Source organism: Clostridium fessum (assembly GCF_003024715.1).
Classification (GTDB): Bacteria; Bacillota; Clostridia; order Lachnospirales; family Lachnospiraceae; genus Otoolea; species Otoolea fessa.
The window spans coordinates 273,606-291,642 of sequence record NZ_PYLO01000001.1; the positions used below are offsets into that span (position 1 = coordinate 273,606).

The 18,037-nt window shown below is 50.9% G+C and carries 14 protein-coding genes; all 14 read left to right on the forward strand.

Annotated elements, in window-relative coordinates; genetic code table 11:
- Positions 1-14 precede the first annotated feature (14 nt).
- On the forward strand, positions 15-593 hold the full coding sequence (locus C7U56_RS01330; RefSeq protein WP_106999841.1) for a 5-formyltetrahydrofolate cyclo-ligase: 579 nt from the start codon (positions 15-17) through the stop codon (positions 591-593).
- A 355-nt stretch (positions 594-948) separates the two neighbouring features.
- Positions 949-2,316 (forward strand): tRNA (N6-isopentenyl adenosine(37)-C2)-methylthiotransferase MiaB, encoded by a 1,368-nt coding sequence (miaB, locus tag C7U56_RS01335; RefSeq protein ID WP_333523587.1) that lies wholly within the window; start codon positions 949-951, stop codon positions 2,314-2,316.
- Positions 2,317-2,329: 13 nt separating this feature from the next.
- A complete protein-coding gene (locus C7U56_RS01340) occupies positions 2,330-3,607 on the forward strand; it encodes a L,D-transpeptidase family protein (RefSeq protein ID WP_106999843.1) in 1,278 nt (425 codons plus the stop codon).
- A 102-nt stretch (positions 3,608-3,709) separates the two neighbouring features.
- Positions 3,710-6,352: a DNA mismatch repair protein MutS gene (gene mutS, locus C7U56_RS01345; protein WP_106999844.1), complete on the forward strand. Its 2,643-nt coding sequence runs from the start codon at positions 3,710-3,712 to the stop codon at positions 6,350-6,352.
- A 32-nt stretch (positions 6,353-6,384) separates the two neighbouring features.
- Positions 6,385-8,481 (forward strand): DNA mismatch repair endonuclease MutL, encoded by a 2,097-nt coding sequence (mutL, locus tag C7U56_RS01350; RefSeq protein WP_106999845.1) that lies wholly within the window; start codon positions 6,385-6,387, stop codon positions 8,479-8,481.
- Positions 8,482-8,505: 24 nt separating this feature from the next.
- On the forward strand, positions 8,506-9,489 hold the full coding sequence (gene miaA, locus C7U56_RS01355; protein ID WP_106999846.1) for a tRNA (adenosine(37)-N6)-dimethylallyltransferase MiaA: 984 nt from the start codon (positions 8,506-8,508) through the stop codon (positions 9,487-9,489).
- A 241-nt stretch (positions 9,490-9,730) separates the two neighbouring features.
- Positions 9,731-11,029, forward strand: coding sequence for a methionine gamma-lyase family protein (locus C7U56_RS01360; RefSeq protein ID WP_106999847.1), 1,299 nt, complete (start codon positions 9,731-9,733; stop codon positions 11,027-11,029).
- Positions 11,030-11,164: 135 nt separating this feature from the next.
- Positions 11,165-11,419 (forward strand): DUF4321 domain-containing protein, encoded by a 255-nt coding sequence (locus tag C7U56_RS01365; protein ID WP_106999848.1) that lies wholly within the window; start codon positions 11,165-11,167, stop codon positions 11,417-11,419.
- 67 nt (positions 11,420-11,486) lie between these two features.
- Positions 11,487-12,233: a RadC family protein gene (radC, locus tag C7U56_RS01370; RefSeq protein WP_106999849.1), complete on the forward strand. Its 747-nt coding sequence runs from the start codon at positions 11,487-11,489 to the stop codon at positions 12,231-12,233.
- The gene (gene mreC, locus C7U56_RS01375; protein WP_106999850.1) at positions 12,230-13,084 is read left to right on the forward strand and encodes a rod shape-determining protein MreC; all 855 of its coding nucleotides are present in this window, start codon (positions 12,230-12,232) and stop codon (positions 13,082-13,084) included. Before radC ends, mreC begins: the two co-directional genes overlap by 4 nt.
- Complete coding sequence (mreD, locus tag C7U56_RS01380; RefSeq protein WP_022359512.1) at positions 13,065-13,583, forward strand: rod shape-determining protein MreD; 519 nt, start codon at positions 13,065-13,067, stop codon at positions 13,581-13,583. Before mreC ends, mreD begins: the two co-directional genes overlap by 20 nt.
- Positions 13,576-16,476 (forward strand): penicillin-binding transpeptidase domain-containing protein, encoded by a 2,901-nt coding sequence (locus C7U56_RS01385; RefSeq protein ID WP_106999851.1) that lies wholly within the window; start codon positions 13,576-13,578, stop codon positions 16,474-16,476. The genes mreD and C7U56_RS01385 overlap by 8 nt, the downstream gene beginning before the upstream one ends.
- Positions 16,477-16,490: 14 nt before the next feature.
- Positions 16,491-17,156 carry a septum site-determining protein MinC gene (locus tag C7U56_RS01390; RefSeq protein ID WP_106999852.1) on the forward strand — a complete coding sequence of 222 codons (666 nt, stop codon included), beginning with the start codon at positions 16,491-16,493 and terminating at the stop codon, positions 17,154-17,156.
- 84 nt (positions 17,157-17,240) lie between these two features.
- Positions 17,241-18,032 (forward strand): septum site-determining protein MinD, encoded by a 792-nt coding sequence (minD, locus tag C7U56_RS01395; RefSeq protein ID WP_022359515.1) that lies wholly within the window; start codon positions 17,241-17,243, stop codon positions 18,030-18,032.
- Positions 18,033-18,037 lie beyond the last annotated feature (5 nt).

An 18,037-nucleotide genomic window follows, 5' to 3' on the forward strand; every position in this document is an offset into this window, starting at 1 on the left:
GAAGGGTAGAAGAGATGGTTATTCATTCATCTGGATCGCAGATATCAAAACAGGAGATTCGCGCATATGTCCTTCAAAAACGCCGGACTCTGCTGCCAGAAGAACAACAACGATGGGATGAGGCGTTGTTAGAACGTCTCCACCCCCTCTTTCCATCAGCCGGGACGGCAGTGTATGCCTATACGAGTGTGCGCGGTGAGGCAAGTACGGAATATTTGATTGACGAGCTGTTAAAGCGCGGCTGCCGGGTAGCGCTGCCGCGGGTGTTTGGGCGTGAGATGCGTTTTTTCTATGTCACAGATCGGAGCCAGCTTGTGGCGGGGGCATATGGCATCCCGGAACCGGCGGACGGATGTCAGGAGGCAGATGCGCCGAAAGCGCTGGTGATCACGCCTGGCGTGGGGTTTTCCAAGGACGGAAACCGCATCGGTTATGGGGCGGGGTATTATGACCGCTTTTTTGCGGCAGAACCGGACCATATGGCGGTGGGGATCTGCTATGGATTCCAGTTGTTTCCGGCATTTGAAACCGAAAAGCACGATAAAAAAATGGCATATATTGTGACACCGGAGCAGACAATTAAAGTTTTGTAATGTCTGGCGCACTCGCGCGAAGCAGAAACATATCAAAGGCATACAGGAACAGAGCAGCCGTGTGGTAAACTCTGTTTTTGCTTCCAGATACATGAACCGGAATATTTTGTAAGAAACTGGAAAGGATTCTGGCAGGAATGGGACTTGCGAAAATGAGCGCCATATAGTAATATTATCTAATGTATGAAATATTAGGATTATTAGGATAATGAAAGAATAGTAAGGAGCAATACAATTTATGGATTTACATACAAACGATTCGTCCGAATCCGCAGCAGGCGTGTTTGTGTCTGACAAATGTCAGATTCCGGTGGGCGGTATACCGCAGCAGGAACCGGATCGCCAGCAGTATTATATGGCACTCTGCCGTCAGAAAGTACAGGAGATTTCGGACAAACTGGGGCGTCCGCTGACCTGCTTTATCTCGACGTTCGGGTGTCAGATGAATGCGCACGATTCAGAAAAGCTTCTCGGTATTCTGCTGGAAGCAGGATTTGTGGAAGGAACCAGTGAGGAATCGGATTTCGTCCTCTACAATACATGTACAGTCCGTGAAAATGCGAACCTGCGCGTGTATGGACGTTTAGGGTATCTTCACAGTCTCAAGAAAAAGAATCCGCACATGATGATCGCACTCTGCGGCTGCATGATGCAGGAGCCGGAGGTTGTAGAGAAATTAAAGAAGAGCTACCGCTTTGTGGACTTGATTTTCGGCACACACAATGTATATAAACTGGCAGAGCTGCTGGAACAGCGCTTTGAGACGGGGAAGATGGTCATCGATATCTGGAAAGGAACTGATAAGATCGTTGAGGATCTGCCGTCGGAGCGCAAATATACATTTAAGTCTGGCGTTAATATCATGTTTGGCTGCAACAATTTCTGCAGCTATTGCATCGTCCCGTATGTGCGCGGACGCGAGCGCAGCCGTGCGCCGGAGGACATCATCCGTGAGATTGAAGAGCTGGTTAAGAACGGCGTCGTGGAGATCATGCTGTTAGGGCAGAATGTCAATTCCTACGGAAAGAACCTGGAATCTCCAATTACCTTTGCAGAACTTCTGCGCCGGGTAGAGCGGATTGAGGGGCTTAAACGGATCCGTTTCATGACCTCCCATCCGAAGGATCTGTCGGATGAGCTGATCGAAGTGATGGCATCTTCCAAGAAGATCTGCCGCCATCTGCATCTGCCGCTTCAGTCGGGCAGCAGCGAGATCCTAAAGAAGATGAACCGCCATTACACGAAGGAGCAGTATCTGGAACTGACAGAGCGCATCCGCAAGGCGGTACCGGATATTTCCCTGACGACGGATATCATCGTTGGATTTCCGGGAGAGACGGAGGAAGATTTCGAGGAGACACTGGAGGTTGTGCGGAAAGTCCGCTACGACAGTGCATTTACCTTTATTTATTCGAAGCGCACCGGAACTCCGGCGGCAGCGATGGAAAATCAGGTTCCAGAAGAAGTTGTCAAAGAACGTTTCGACCGTCTGCTCGCAGAGGTACAGGCGATTTCCGCACAGGTCTGTGGACGAGATGTCCATACGGTGCAGGAGGTTCTGGTGGAGGAACCGGACAGTCACGTGGAGGGACTGGTAACCGGACGTATGTCCAATAACACAATCGTTCATTTCCCAGGTGGAAAAGAGCTGATTGGTAAAATTGTTAAAGTATATCTGAAGGAATCCAAGGGATTTTACTATATGGGATCCCTGGTAGATTAAGGAGGATAAATTTATGAAAAAGCATTATAAAGGATTGACGGTTCTGCTGTCAGCCTTCATGCTGGCAGGAAGTGCTTCCGTCGCATATGCAGGACCGGCAGATGACATTGCAAACGGTACAGTCGGTATGCCAAACACCGGTTCGTCAACATCGGCAGAGCAGTTCAACCAGGGAACCGGGCAGCAGGATGAGAACACGGCACTTCATGTCGGCGTCAATTATCTGTATAATGCGGAAGGCGATATTTCTGCATTTGCGATGGATTTGAAAAACTTTGAGGGGATCGGCGGCGTGTCCTACCGTGCATATACCAACACAGGCGGTTATCTGTGGTGGTACCATGACGGCATCCAGACCGGTGTGGTTGGTTCTGGAAGCTGGGTAGAGGCGATCCAGATTCAGCTTTCCGGTCAGGCTGAGAAGATGTACGATGTTTACTATAGCGTTACATCCAGTGGTCAGGGCAAGATGGGATATGCGAAGAACGGCGAAGTGGCTGGTACCGTGGATATCGGCGAGAAGATCCTTTCGATTGAAGTCGTATTAGTTCCGAAGGGAAGCGCAGGTCCGCAGAGTGCAGCACCGCGCTACAAATCAGCTGCTTCCAGCAGACTGAGCGTAGCAGAAAATGCAACGGTTATGTTCAATGAGGACGGAAGCGTATATAACGGCTGGCTTTCCGATGACTTTGTACGTTATTATTTTGAAAATGGCTACGCAAAGACCGGCTGGCAGTATATCGATGGTTACAAGTTCTACTTTGACTCCTGCGGTCGTCTGGTTCAGGACGTAGACAGCCTGATTGGCAAGCAGTCCGATTATCTCCTGAAGGTAAATAAGACACTGAACTGCCTGACGGTTTATGCAAAAGACGGCAATAACGGATATATTATTCCGGTGAAAGCAATGCTGACCTCCGTCGGTGATGATACACCGATTGGAACTTTCAAGACACCGGAGAAATATCGCTGGAGACTGATGGTAAATGATACTTACACCCAGTATGCAACCCGTATCACACAGGGATTTTTGTTCCATTCGATTACATACGCAACCCCGAATGAGAATAACCTTCTGACCGTTGGCTATAATGGTCTGGGTGTTTCCCGTTCTTTAGGCTGTGTACGCCTGAACTGTAGAAACTCCAAGTGGGTATATGATAACTGCCATCTGGGAACGACTGTACAGGTATACGAGGATGCCAATGTAGCATCTCCATTTGATAAGCCGGAGCTGGTACCGATCTCCGATCAGCAGACCTGGGATCCGACGGATCCGAAATTCAACTAAAATAAAACGACAGCGGTCTGTCTGGTCTGGCATTCAGATGAGTGAAGTGCCGGAAAACGGGCAGATCGCGATGAAGAGAGGTAAATTGTGGCACTTTCACCAATGATGACTCATTATCTGGAGACGAAAAAACAGTATCCGGACTGTATTCTGTTTTATCGTCTTGGCGATTTCTATGAGATGTTTTTTGAGGATGCCCAGACTGTTTCGAAAGAACTGGAACTTACCCTGACTGGAAAAGACTGCGGACTGGAGGAGCGCGCGCCTATGTGCGGCGTTCCTTATCATGCCGTAGAGGGTTATTTGAGCCGTCTCGTCCAGAAGGGCTATAAGGTCGCCATCGCAGAGCAGATGGAGGATCCGAAACAGGCAAAGGGACTTGTGAAGCGGGAGGTAATCCGGGTGGTGACGCCGGGAACCCTGACAAATTCACAGGTTCTGGAAGAATCAAAAAACAATTACCTGATGGGAATTGTATACATAGACGGTGTATTCGGCGTTTCGACGGTTGATGTCAGCACGGGCGACTATCTTGTGACGGAGGTTCGCAACGAGCGCAGTCTGTTAGATGAAATTTATAAATTTTCGCCGTCGGAGCTTATCTGCAACGAGGCTTTTTACATGTCAGGAATCGATTTAGAGGACTTGAAAGTACGGTTAAATGCCGTGATCTCAGCACTTGAAAATCGGTTCTTTTCTGATGATTCCTGCCGGAGAATCCTGCGGGAACATTTTCATGTAGAGCACCTGGAAGCGTTGGGACTGGCGGACTATGAGACGGGCGCGATCGCGGCGGGTGCTGTCCTGCAGTATCTGTATGAGACGCAGAAAAATACACTGGAACACCTGACGCGCCTGACTGTCTATACGACCGGACAGTTTATGATGCTGGATACGTCCACGCGCCGGAACCTGGAGCTTACTGAGACGCTCCGGGAAAAGCAGAAGCGGGGCACACTTCTCTGGGTGCTTGATAAGACGAAAACGGCGATGGGCGCCCGTATGCTGCGGACACTTGTGGAGCAGCCGCTCATCAGCCGGGAGGAGATCCTGCGCCGCCAGAATGCGATCGAAGAGCTGAACATGAACTATATCAGCCGCGAGGAGCTGTGCGAATATCTGAATCCGATCTACGATCTCGAACGTCTGATCGGACGCATCAGTTACCGGACGGCAAATCCGCGCGATCTCATCGCGTTTGGCAATTCACTGGCGATGCTTCCGTATATCAAACAGATTTTGAAGGAGTTTTCAGGCGAGCTGCTTAAAAACCTGGAAGCCGCTCTGGATCCGCTGGCAGATTTGAAGGAACTGATTGACAAGGCGATCGTGGAAGAGCCGCCGATCACGGTGCGCGAGGGCGGCATCATCAAGGAAGGCTACCATGAGGAGGCAGACCGTCTGCGTCATGCAAAGACAGAAGGAAAAGACTGGCTGGCACAGTTAGAGCAGAGCGAGCGCGAAAAGACAGGCATCAAAAACCTGAAAGTCAAGTTCAATAAGGTATTTGGCTACTATTTTGAGGTGACTAATTCCTTTAAGGATCTGGTGCCGGATTATTTCATCCGTAAACAGACCCTGACAAACGCAGAGCGCTATACGACCGACCGGTTGAAAGAGCTGGAAGATATCATTCTCGGCGCCGAGGACAAGCTGGTTTCTCTGGAATATGATCTGTTCTGCCAGGTGCGCGACCAGATCGCGGGCGAGGTAAACCGGATTCAGAGTACCGCCCGTGCGATCGCGATGACGGATGTGCTGGCGTCTCTGTCGGTGGTGGCGACGCGTTACAATTACGTGAAACCTCATATCAACGAAAAGGGCATCATCCGCATCAAAAACGGACGTCATCCGGTCGTAGAGCGCATGATGGGCGGCGAGATGTTTGTCGCCAATGACACATATTTAGACAACGGAAAGAACCGGATTTCGATCATTACCGGTCCGAACATGGCTGGTAAGTCGACTTATATGCGTCAGACGGCGCTGATCACGCTGATGGCGCAGATCGGAAGCTTCGTCCCGGCGGATGAGGCGGATATCGGTCTCTGCGACCGTATTTTTACCCGTGTGGGCGCTTCGGATGATCTGGCATCCGGTCAGAGTACCTTCATGGTGGAGATGACCGAGGTTGCGAATATCCTGCGGAATGCGACGAAAAACAGCCTTCTGATTCTCGATGAGATCGGGCGCGGTACGAGTACCTTCGACGGTCTTTCGATCGCCTGGGCGGTTGTGGAGTATATTAGTAATACGAAGATTCTGGGTGCTAAGACGCTGTTTGCGACACATTACCATGAACTGACAGAGCTGGAAGGAACCTTAAGCGGCGTCAACAACTACTGTATTGCGGTCAAGGAACAGGGCGACGATATCGTCTTCCTGCGTAAAATCGTGAAGGGTGGCGCCGATAAGAGCTACGGCATCCAGGTGGCGAAGCTTGCAGGCGTTCCGGCTCCGGTCATCGATCGGGCAAAAGAACTGGTGGAAGAGTTGAGCGATGCCGACATTACAGCGCGTGCGAAGGAGATTGCAGAAAATGGTCCGGGAACCCAGACGCGCAAAAAGGTGGCAAAACCGGACGAGGTAGATCTGCAGCAGATGTCGATCTTTGACACGGTCAATGAGGACGATATCATCAAGGAGATCATGGAACTGGAAGTAAACCGGATGTCTCCGCTGGATGCGCTCAATACATTAGATAAGCTGCAGGCGAAGCTGAAAAACCGGTGGATGCACCAGTAAAAAAGAGTTTAGGAAGGATGTGGAGGAGATAGATGGCTGCGATTCAGGTCTTGGATTCCAATACAATCAATCAGATTGCAGCCGGCGAGGTCATTGAACGTCCGGCGTCGGTTGTCAAGGAGCTTTTGGAAAATGCGATCGATTCGAAGGCGACGGCGATCACGGTGGAGATTCAGGGCGGCGGTCTGCAGACGATCCGGGTGACGGATAACGGAAGCGGCATCGTGCGCGAGGAGATCCCACTGGCATTTAAGCGCCATGCGACCAGCAAGATCCGGACGGCGTCGGATTTGTTTCAGGTGGCATCGTTAGGGTTCCGCGGCGAGGCGCTGGCGTCGATCGCGTCGGTGGCGAAGGTGGAACTGATCACGAAAACAAACGATTCGATCAGCGGTTCCCGTTACCGCATCGAGGGCGGCGAGGAACTGGGACTGGAGGAGGTCGGTGCGCCGGAAGGTACGACCTTTATCGCCAGAGATCTGTTCTACAATACACCGGTACGCCGGAAGTTTTTAAAGACGCCGGCGACAGAAGGGTCCCATGTGGCAGATTTAGTCGAAAAGATTGCCCTGTCGCATCCGGAAATCTCCATCCGTTTCATCAATAACAACCAGAGCCGTCTCCATACCTCTGGAAATCATAACTTAAAAGATATAATTTATGCGGTCTTTGGACGCGAGATCACGGCAAACCTGATTGAGGTGGATGCCGGAGCGGATCCGATCCGGGTAGGCGGCTTCATCGGTAAGCCGCTGATCGCGCGCGGCAACCGCACGTATGAAAATTATTTCATCAACGGACGCTATATCAAGAGCAGTATCATCGGAAAGGCGATCGAGGACGCATATAAACCGTTCATGATGCAGCACAAGTATCCATTTACGATGCTGCAATTTACGATCGATCCGTCGTATATTGACGTCAACGTCCATCCGGCGAAGATGGAGATCCGTTTCAGGGACGGCGAACAGATCTACCGGACGGTCTACCATACGATCGCGATGGCACTCGCTAACCGGGAACTGATTCCGGCGGTTTCGCTGGAGAATGAGAAGAATGCAGAGAAAGAGCTGAAGATTCCGGGGCTGGAAAAGGGAGTGCTGCCGGAGCTTCCAACCAGAAAGATGGAAAGCAGCCAGGGCAGCCGTCCGTCCTTAAAACCGGTCCGTATCCGTGAGGAACATCCGGAACCGTTTGAGACGAAACGTCTGGGGGCGTCGCAGGCAGAAATGATGTCGGTCTCGGAAGATATGCCGGGATATGGGGCTGAAAACGGCAGCGGATCAAATGTGGCTGTGTCAGGAACGGGGCGGTTCGATGAAGTGTTTGGAAGAACCGACACAACCGGCAGAGTTGAAAATGTTTCAATTAATACAGAGTCAGATCTGCCAGAGCCGGCCACGTCAGCGCCTTCCAGCGAATCCGTCTCAGCTTCAGCGGGGCAAACTGCATCTCCTGCATCTGTTTCAACGGGATCGACCCAGTCCGCCCCATCTGAAAAGCCCCGTCAGATGGATCTGTTTGAAGATAAACTCCTGACCAAACCGGCGCGTGCGAACCACCGCCTGATTGGACAGCTGTTTGACACATACTGGCTGGTGGAGTATCATGATAATCTGTACATCATTGATCAGCATGCGGCGCATGAGAAAATCCTCTATGAGCGGACGATGGCATCCCTTCAAAAGAGGGAGTACACCTCCCAGATGATCGATCCGCCGATCATTTTGAGTCTCAACAGCAGTGAGCAGCTCAAATTAGAGCAGTATATGGAACATTTTACCTCGATCGGATTTGAGATTGAGCCGTTTGGCGGCAAGGAGTACGCGGTGCGTGCCGTTCCGGCGAACCTCTTTTCCGTCGCAAAACGCGAGCTTCTGATGGAGATGATCGACGATCTGGCGGAGGGCAATGGAAGCGGAACCCCGGATCTCATCAATGAGCGTGTGGCGACGATGTCGTGTAAGGCGGCGGTCAAAGGCAATCACACATTATCATTTGCTGAAGCGGACAAGCTGATCGATGAGCTTCTGGAACTCAAAAATCCGTATGCGTGCCCACATGGACGCCCAACGATCATATCGATGAGCAAATATGAGTTGGAGAAGAAATTCAAACGGATTGTATAACCCATTAAAAGGAGAGAAAGTCTTATGGGAAATCTGGAACAAGCGGCTGAAAAAAAGCCTCTGATTGTCCTGACCGGACCGACGGCAGTCGGAAAAACGGCGCTGTCCATTCAGCTTGCCAGGCGGATCGGCGGCGAGATCATCAGCGCGGATTCGATGCAGGTGTACCGCCACATGGATATTGGTACGGCAAAGATACGCCTGGAGGAGATGGACGGTGTGCCGCACCATCTGATCGATATCTTAGAGCCGACTGAGGATTTCAATGTCGTGCGGTTTCAGGCGCTTGCCCGCGCGGCGGCGGAAGATATTTACAGCCGCGGAAAAATTCCGATCGTGGCAGGTGGAACCGGCTTTTATATTCAGGCACTGCTCAATGATATTGATTTCACCCAGATCGACGAAAATACGCAGTTTCGGGAGGAGATGGAACGCCTGGCAGCCGAACAGGGGGCGGAAGTCCTGCATGAGCGCCTGCGGGCGGTCGATCCAGAATCGGCGGAGGCGATCCACGCAAACAATGTAAAACGTGTGATCCGCGCGCTGGAATATTATGAGCAGACGGGCGAGAAGATTTCTGCCCACAATGAGGCGGAGCGGGCAAAGATTTCACCGTACCATTTCTTCTATTATGTATTAAATACCGATCGGACAGTTCTCTATGAGCGGATCGAGAAGCGGATCGATGAGATGATGGAAGAGGGACTGGTCGAGGAAGTGAGGCAGCTGCAGGCGATGGGCTGTCGCCGTGATTCAGTGGCGATGCAGGGACTTGGATATAAAGAAATTCTGGCATATTTAAATGGCGAAATGTCGTTGGAGACAGCGGTCAATATCCTGAAACGCGATACGCGCCATTTTGCGAAACGTCAGCTTACCTGGTTCCGGCGGGAACGCGACGTGCGTTTCTTATATTTGCCGGAATTTGATAATGACCGGGAACGCGTGCTGGAACATATTCTGCAGGAATTAGCGGCGGAAGCGGGTATTATGGAGTGTGATTCATAAGATGGATGGAACACTCTAAATTATAAGTTGTAAAAATCAAGAAAAGTTAAAGAAACAAAAAAAGAATTATAGAATAACCGTAACTGTTCAGTAGGTCTGCGCATTTACTGCGCTGACCGTACGAAAACATGGGTCAGCAGGCAAAAATCCCATTGCCGTAGGCGATTTTTAATGGATTTTTGCGCGTGACTGTGAAGGTACTGAACAGTTACGAATAACCGACAACAGGAAAGGAACCACCATGGAGTTAGAGAAAATGTATGGCGACCTCGGCATTTCGAAAGAAGTGCTTGAATATGGAGCCAGAATCGAAGCGGCTCTGGAAGACCGTTTCACAAAGATCGATGGCAATGCAGAGTACAATCAGTTAAAGGTAATCGCTGCGATGCAGAAAAACCGCGTCAGCGATATTCATTTTTCCGGTACAACCGGATATGGTTACAACGACCTCGGACGTGAGACGCTGGAACAGGTATATGCGGATGTATTTCACACTGAGGACGCGCTGGTGCGCCCGCAGATCGTGTGCGGAACGCACGCGCTCTACACGGCATTAGCCGGAAACCTGCGCCCGGGCGACGAACTGCTTTCGCCGGTGGGAAAACCGTATGATACTCTGGAGGAAGTGATCGGCATCCGCGAGTCCAACGGTTCCCTGCGGGAGTACGGCATTTCATACCGTCAGGTTGACCTGCTGCCGGACGGAACCTTCGATTACGACGGCATCCGCGCAGCGATCAACGAGAAGACAAAACTGGTAACCATCCAGCGTTCCAAGGGATACGCATCCCGTCCAACCCTCTCGGCAGAGCAGATCGGTGAACTGATTGCATTTGTTAAATCCATCAAACCGGAAGTGATCTGTATGGTAGACAACTGCTATGGCGAATTCGTTGAGCGGATCGAACCGAGCGATCTCGGTGCGGACATGGTAGTCGGTTCCCTGATTAAAAACCCGGGCGGCGGACTGGCGCCGATCGGCGGCTATATCGCCGGAACCAGACAGTGCATCGAAAATGCAGCGTACCGCCTTGGTTCTCCGGGACTCGGACGGGAGGTCGGCGCCAGTCTTGGCGTCAACCAGTCCTTCTTCCAGGGACTTTTCCTGGCACCGACCGTTGTATCCGGCGCATTAAAGGGAGCTATCTTTGCGGCAAACGTCTATGAGCGCTTGGGCTTTGATGTGGTTCCAAACAGCACGGAGCCGCGCTATGATATCATTCAGGCGATCACGTTTGGAAAACCGGAGGGTGTTATTGCGTTCTGCCAGGGCATTCAGGCGGCGGCGCCGGTTGACAGCTATGTATCGCCGGAACCGTGGGATATGCCGGGGTATGATTCCCAGGTTATTATGGCAGCAGGTGCCTTTATCCAGGGATCCTCGATAGAGCTTTCCGCGGATGGTCCGATCAAACCGCCGTACAGCGTCTTCTTCCAGGGCGGACTGACCTGGTACCATGCGAAGTTAGGCATTTTAATGTCCCTGCAGAAGCTTCTGGATGCAGGCATAGTAAAACCTGAGCAGCTCAAAATCGACTAGAAATGACGTTTTTTGAATGATTTTGTAATTAATTTTAAGAAAACTTTAAAAAAAAATCTGCCGGACTGTCTATACACATTCCGGCAGTTTGTGCTAAGATAATAAAGATTATAGAAAGGGACGGTATTCGGTATCATGAATCGAGCAAAAAATTTCTGGATTCTTCTGCTGCTCCTGATGACAGGGATTGTGTTAGGTGGATTTATCGGAAATATGGCATCCGGCGTCAGGGGACTGTCGTGGCTGAATTACGGACAATCCTTCGGTCTGATGGACCCGGTTGTTCTTGATTTAGGAATCCTGGTTATCACGTTTGGTCTGTCAATCCGGGTGACGATGGCGAGCATCATCGGCGTTGTCATTGCACTGATCGCATATCGTCTGATTTAATCAAAGAATCCCGCCTGGTGGGAATGGCTTTCTGTATGCAGAGGAGAGGCACGCAGGAGGACAATCAATGAAAAAAGAAACAGAGAAACCAGTAAAAAGTTCTGAACCGGCCGGTGGATGGCGTCTTACCATGAAAGATATCCCTGAAAAAGACCGCCCCTACGAAAAATGTGAGAGGGAGGGAGTTGGGGCACTGACGGACGCCGAGCTTTTAGCGATCCTTATCCGGACCGGAAACCGGCAGGAGTCGGCACTTTCTCTGGCAACCCGGATTCTGGCGCAGGCGCAGCCGCCGGGGATTTTAGGGCTTTTGCATCTGACTCTTCCAGAACTGATGGAGCAGAAAGGAATCGGCAGAGTCAAGGGAATCGAACTTTTGTGTGTGGGAGAACTGTCACAGCGGATCTGGCGCACCTTGACGCTTTCAGAAGCGCCTGCTTTTACGGCGCCGGAGGCGATCGCCGCTTTTTATATGGAGGAAATGCGTCACAAAGAGCAGGAAGAGATGCACCTGATGATCCTCAATACGAAGCAGAAGCTGATTCGGGATATCCTGCTGTTTCGGGGAACCTTCAATCACTCTCCGGCATCTCCGAGGGAGATATTTATCGAGGCGCTGCGCTATCATGCAGCCAGCATCGTTTTAGTACATAATCATCCGAGCGGGGATCCTACCCCCAGTGCGGAGGATCGGCGGACGACCGTCCGGATTCAGGAGGCGGGCGCTATGCTGGGAATCCGGCTTTTGGATCATGTGATTATCGGCGAACAAGCCTATTTTAGTTTCAAAGAACGGGGAATACTATCATTATGAAAAACAGCAAGTATATTCTGGCAGGTATGTCAGCCTTCTGTCTTGTGCTGATTACAGCAACGTCTATCAAATCAAGCTTTCTGATGCCGCTTCGGACGGGTGTCGGTTTTGTTCTGGTACCGCTGCAGTCAGGCGTCAACGCGATTGGCACAGGTCTCTACAATGCGCTTGAAAATTTTTCCTCCCTGCGGGAGGCGCAGGAGGAGAACAAAAATCTCCAGATGCGTCTGGATCAGATGGTGGAAGAGAACAACCGCTTGCAGTCGGAGCTTTACGAGTTAGACCGTCTCAGAGAGCTGTATCAGCTTGATCAGGAATATATGCAGTATAAAAAAATAGCCGCCCGTGTCATTGCAAAGGACTCTGGAAACTGGTTTCAGGTATTCCGGATCGACAAGGGAGCGGACGATGGCATCCAGGAAGATATGAACGTCATGGCAGGTGGCGGACTGGTCGGTATTGTAACCGATGTCGGGGCAAACTATGCAACTGTCCGCGCGATCATCGATGATGACAGCAACGTCAGCGGCATGTCCCTGCGGACCGGCGATACCTGTAATGTATCCGGCAACCTGACGCTTTACCAGGATGGACGGCTGGGACTTGACCATATCAAGAAAGAGGCAGATATCCAGGAGGGCGACAAGATCGTGACCTCCAACATCAGTGATATTTTCCTGCCGGGCATTCTCATCGGTTATGCCTCCGGGCTGACGACCGATGCCAACAACGTAACCAAATCCGGTACAATCATTCCGGTTGCAGATTTTGATAACCTGCAGGAGGTACTGGTAATCACCCAGCTGAAAAATGGGGATGGAGGCGACAATAATGCGGAAGCTGCTGATTAACCTTGTCATGCTGATTCTGGCATTCACGATCCAGATCTGCGTGTTCCCACAGATCGCCTTCTTATCTTCGGCTCCGAACCTGCTGCTGATTGTGGTGTTTGTGTGCAGCTTCATTGAGGGGCGCGAGCGGGGGATGTTCTACGGGCTGGTGGCAGGTCTTTTTATGGATCTGTTTTACAGTGGACCATTTGGCTTTTATACACTGTTTTTCATCAATCTGGGGTATGTCAGTGGAATCTGCAACAAGTATTATTATGAAGACTACATCACGCTGCCGCTGCTTTTGAGCCTGGCAAGTGATTTAATCTATAACCTGTACATCTATGTATTCCGGTTCCTGATACGGAATCGTCTGAATTTTGGGCATTATCTGGTCTCCATCATTATCCCGGAGATCATATTTACCACGGTTACGACGCTTGTCGTATACCGGTTTTTCCTTTTTATCAACCGGAAACTGAAAGAATGGGAACAAAGGAGAGATTCGAACATTGTTTGATGACCTGAAAGAATATCTGCGAGAATGGTTCAAAAAAGTGATTACCTCCCGGCTTTTTGTCCTGGCGGTTGTGTTCTGCCTGATGTCGTCCGCATTGGTGATGCGGTTGTTCAACCTGCAGATCATCAAGGGCGAAGAGTATCAGGATGCATATACAGCGATGACGGAAAAAGTCATAAAGACTGCCAGCACGCGGGGTAATATCTACGATCGGAACGGCAATGTGCTGGCGTACAACGAACTGGCATACGACGTTACCATACAGGATACCGGTGCGTACAAGACGGATGCACAGTGGAACACGATGCTCTACGATCTGGTATCGATCTTGAATAAACACGGTGAGAGCGCACAGACCAGTTTAGAGCTTACGCTCGATCACGATGGAAATGTCGTGTATACCTCCGAGACACAGTCCGGACGCAAGCGATTCCTGCGTGATTATTATGGTCTTAAAAATGTGGATGAGATGGACGATTCAGATGGAAAATACCCGTCCGACATTTCAGCGCCAGATCTGCTGGAGCGGATGAAAAAGGAGTACCACCTGACACTCGGTGACGATAAGAACCGGGACGGGCGCCCGCTTGACAAAGACGGCAATCCCATCGATGTTTCGGATGAGGTGGCGCTGCAGATCGTCGGTATCCGCTACACGATGCGTTTTACCGCGTTCCAGAAGTACGAATCTACAACGATCGCGACGGATATCAGCGATGAGACCGTTGCAGACATTTTAGAGCACGCAGCCGATCTGGTGGGCGTCAATATACAGGAATCGACGATCCGTGTGTACAATGAAAGCATCTACTTTGCGCCGATCATTGGATATACGGGAAAAGTAACGAGCGAACGTCTGGAGGAGTTAAAGACGGTCAACGATGACTATGAGTTAAATGATGTCGTAGGCCGTACCGGCATCGAATCCTCGATGGAGCTGGAATTAAAGGGTAAGAAAGGTTCCCAGACGGCATATGTAGATAACGTCGGAAGAATCCTAAGCGTGACCGGGGAAGTCGCACCGGTGGCAGGCAACGATATCTGGCTGACCCTCGATCTGAACCTTCAGAAGGGTATTTACCACATTCTGGAGAAGCAGCTGGCGGGCGTCTTGTTAAAGACGATTGTCAACCAGGATGAGAAAGATATCGCTTATATCGATTCTTCCAGTATTAAGATACCGATCAAGAAGGCATACTTCCAGCTGATCAACAACAACGTCCTCTCGATTGACAATTTCGCTTCCGAAGAGGCATCCGATGTGGAACAGCAGATTTATCAGAAGTACGAGAGCTCACGCGTGCGGATTGAACAGGAACTGCGGGGTGAACTGCAGTCTGAAAATGCAACGCCGATGAACGCGCTGTCAGAGGAAATGCAGGCATATATGCAGTATATCTATTCGTATCTTTCTTCCAGCAACAAGGCGATTGTCCAGCGTGATGCGATCGATACGTCCAGTGACATGTATCAGGCGTGGAAGAACGGTACGATCAGTCTGCGGGAATACTTATATTATGGAATTGCCAACAACTGGATCGATACGACGAAGCTGGACATACAGAGCCGGTATTCGAATGCGGACGATGTCTTCACGGCACTGCTGGACGACTGTTTCCGCGATCTGGAACAGGATCCGGCATTCGAGAAACTGATTTATCAGTATTTAATCAATAACAATGTTGTGACCGGGCGCGAGCTCTGCATGGCGCTCTATTCCCAGAATGTGCTTGCATACGATGAGAATGAGGTCAACCTGCTGCGTGTCAGCGGGGAAGAATATGCGTACCAGTTCCTGATGAATAAGATCCGCAATATTGAGATCACACCGGCGCAGCTGGCACTTGACCCGTGTACGGCGAGCTGTGTCGTGACGAGCGCGAAGACTGGCGAGGTGCTGGCACTGGTATCTTATCCAAGCTATGACAACAACCGGATTTCGGACAGCACCTATTTTGCCCAGCTAAATGCCGATCAGTCGCTGCCGCTGCGAAACAATGCGACGCAGACGCTGAAAGCACCAGGCTCCACCTTTAAGCCGATCACGGCGATTGCAGGTCTGGAAGAGGGGGCAATCACGCTTTCTGATATGATTAACTGTACCGGTATTTATGAGGAAGTCAGCAATCCGATCCGATGCTGGAAATATCCAGGCTTCCACGGACCGTTAAACGTCGTGGGAGGTATCGAAAATTCCTGTAACTATTTCTTCTCGGAGGTGGCGCACCGCCTGTCCACAGAGACAGATGGAAGCTACAAACCGGAGAAAGGTCTGGAGACGCTGAAAAAATATGCGACCATGTTCGGTTTGGACCGGACTTCGGGCATTGAAATCTCGGAGGCGACGCCGTCTATCAGTGATACCGATCCGGAGCGTTCCAGTATGGGACAGGGTACGCACCAGTTTGCGAGCGTGCAGCTTGCCCGCTATGTGACGGCGCTTGCCAACCGCGGCACGGTCTATGATCTGAGCTTGATTGATAAGGAGACGGATTCCCAGGGTAATCTGGTCAAGGATTATTCGCCGGCTGTGGCGTCAACCCTTGATTTCCAGACAAGCACCTGGGATGCAGTCCAACAAGGTATGCGCCAGGTAGTTACCAACAGTTCGACCAAGCGCATGTTTGATGGTCTGGACGTACACGTGGCCGGTAAGACCGGTACGGCGCAGGAGTCCCAAAAACGGGGCAACCACGCGTTCTTTATTTCGTTTGCACCGTATGAGAATCCGGAAATTTCGGTGACGGTCAGTATCCCGAATGGATATTCTTCTTCGAATGCAGCGATGGTGGCAAAACACGTATATCGTTATTTCTATGGCTATGCGAGTCTGGACGATATCCTGAATTCAGGAGCATTGGATGCGTCCAATGAACGAATCAATGGAGATTAAGAGGTGATGGAACTATGAAAAGTTCCGTAGTAATAAAGGGATGTAAGTCCGGTATGACGGTAATTCTGAATCCGGACACCCCCTTTGAACAGTTACTGGAGGATGTAGGGAAAAAGTTTAAAGAAAGTGAAAAATTCTGGGGATCCGCCCAGATGACGCTGACCCTGGAGGGGAGAAAACTGACCCCAATCGAGGAACTGCAGGTGACGGATGCGATTACCGCCAATTCCCAGATAGAGATTCTCTGTCTGCTGGATACTGACGCTAACCGCATCGCCCGCTGTGAAAAGGCGCTGACCGAGCGGCTGATGGAGCTGACTGCCCGGACGGGACAATTCTATAAGGGTAATTTATCCCGGGGCGATCTGCTGGAATCCGATGCGAGCATCGTGATCATCGGGGATGTGGAGCGCGGCGCGCGTGTCAGCGCACGGGGCAATATCGTCGTCCTCGGCACGCTGGCGGGTTCCGCCCATGCTGGGGCGGCGGGAAGTGAGGACGCGGTGATCACCGCGCTGGAGATGTCGCCGATGCACCTTCGGATTGCTGATCTGACAGCCAAAACGCGCAGCCAGGGTAAAAAGATGGGGCGCGGACCGATGATTGCATCGGTATCCGGTGGAAACATTGACGTAGAATCGGTCAAAAAAAGTTTTTTAGATTATTTTCATTTTATTTAGCGTATTTAATGGATTTAAGACTGGAATTATTCTACTTTTTAGAGTAGAATAAAATGGTAAAACAGAATACAGGAGGATGTTCCTATGAGCGAAGTTATCGTTATTACTTCCGGAAAAGGAGGCGTCGGCAAAACGACAACCTCAGCGAACGTCGGCACCGGGCTTGCCATGCTTGGCAAACGGGTGGTTCTCATCGACACCGATATCGGTCTGAGAAACCTGGATGTCGTCATGGGACTGGAAAACCGGATTATCTACAATCTGGTCGATGTGATCGAGGGAAACTGCCGGATGAAGCAGGCGCTGATTCGAGACAAAAGATATCCTGACCTGTTCTTATTACCTTCCGCCCAGACGCGGGACAAGTCGTCCGTGAGTCCGGGGCAGATGATAAAATTAGTAGAAGACTTAAGAGAAGAGTTTGATTACATACTGCTTGACTGTCCCGCCGGGATTGAGCAGGGCTTTCGCAATGCGATCGCCGGGGCGGACCGGGCGCTGATTGTCACGACACCGGAGGTATCCGCGATAAGGGATGCTGACCGGATCATCGGACTTTTAGAAGCATCCGGGGTCGGGCGTATGGACCTGATCATCAACCGGATCCGGAGCGATATGGTGCGCCGGGGCGATATGATGTCGGTGGATGATGTGATGGATATTCTGTCTGTCCCTGTGATTGGCACAGTCCCGGACGATGAGGATATCGTTATATCCACGAATCAGGGCGAACCGCTGGTCGGCATGAATGGATATGCCGGGCAGGCATATTTAAACATATGCAAACGAATACTTGGAGAATCGGTACCATTTATACAGCTTGATGCGTCTCCGGGCTTCTGGTCCCGGATATCCGGCTTCCTCAAACGTGCATAGGAGGG

Bases quoted from the DNA above. Each gene is read 5' to 3' on its own strand.
- C7U56_RS01330 (WP_106999841.1), top strand. From the start codon at position 15: ATGGTTATTCATTCATCTGGATCGCAGATATCAAAACAGGAGATTCGC.
- miaB (WP_333523587.1), top strand. From the start codon at position 949: ATGGCACTCTGCCGTCAGAAAGTACAGGAGATTTCGGACAAACTGGGG.
- C7U56_RS01340 (WP_106999843.1), top strand. From the start codon at position 2,330: ATGAAAAAGCATTATAAAGGATTGACGGTTCTGCTGTCAGCCTTCATG.
- mutS (WP_106999844.1), top strand. From the start codon at position 3,710: ATGATGACTCATTATCTGGAGACGAAAAAACAGTATCCGGACTGTATT.
- mutL (WP_106999845.1), top strand. From the start codon at position 6,385: ATGGCTGCGATTCAGGTCTTGGATTCCAATACAATCAATCAGATTGCA.
- miaA (WP_106999846.1), top strand. From the start codon at position 8,506: ATGGGAAATCTGGAACAAGCGGCTGAAAAAAAGCCTCTGATTGTCCTG.
- C7U56_RS01360 (WP_106999847.1), top strand. From the start codon at position 9,731: ATGGAGTTAGAGAAAATGTATGGCGACCTCGGCATTTCGAAAGAAGTG.
- C7U56_RS01365 (WP_106999848.1), top strand. From the start codon at position 11,165: ATGAATCGAGCAAAAAATTTCTGGATTCTTCTGCTGCTCCTGATGACA.
- radC (WP_106999849.1), top strand. From the start codon at position 11,487: ATGAAAAAAGAAACAGAGAAACCAGTAAAAAGTTCTGAACCGGCCGGT.
- mreC (WP_106999850.1), top strand. From the start codon at position 12,230: ATGAAAAACAGCAAGTATATTCTGGCAGGTATGTCAGCCTTCTGTCTT.
- mreD (WP_022359512.1), top strand. From the start codon at position 13,065: ATGCGGAAGCTGCTGATTAACCTTGTCATGCTGATTCTGGCATTCACG.
- C7U56_RS01390 (WP_106999852.1), top strand. From the start codon at position 16,491: ATGAAAAGTTCCGTAGTAATAAAGGGATGTAAGTCCGGTATGACGGTA.
- minD (WP_022359515.1), top strand. From the start codon at position 17,241: ATGAGCGAAGTTATCGTTATTACTTCCGGAAAAGGAGGCGTCGGCAAA.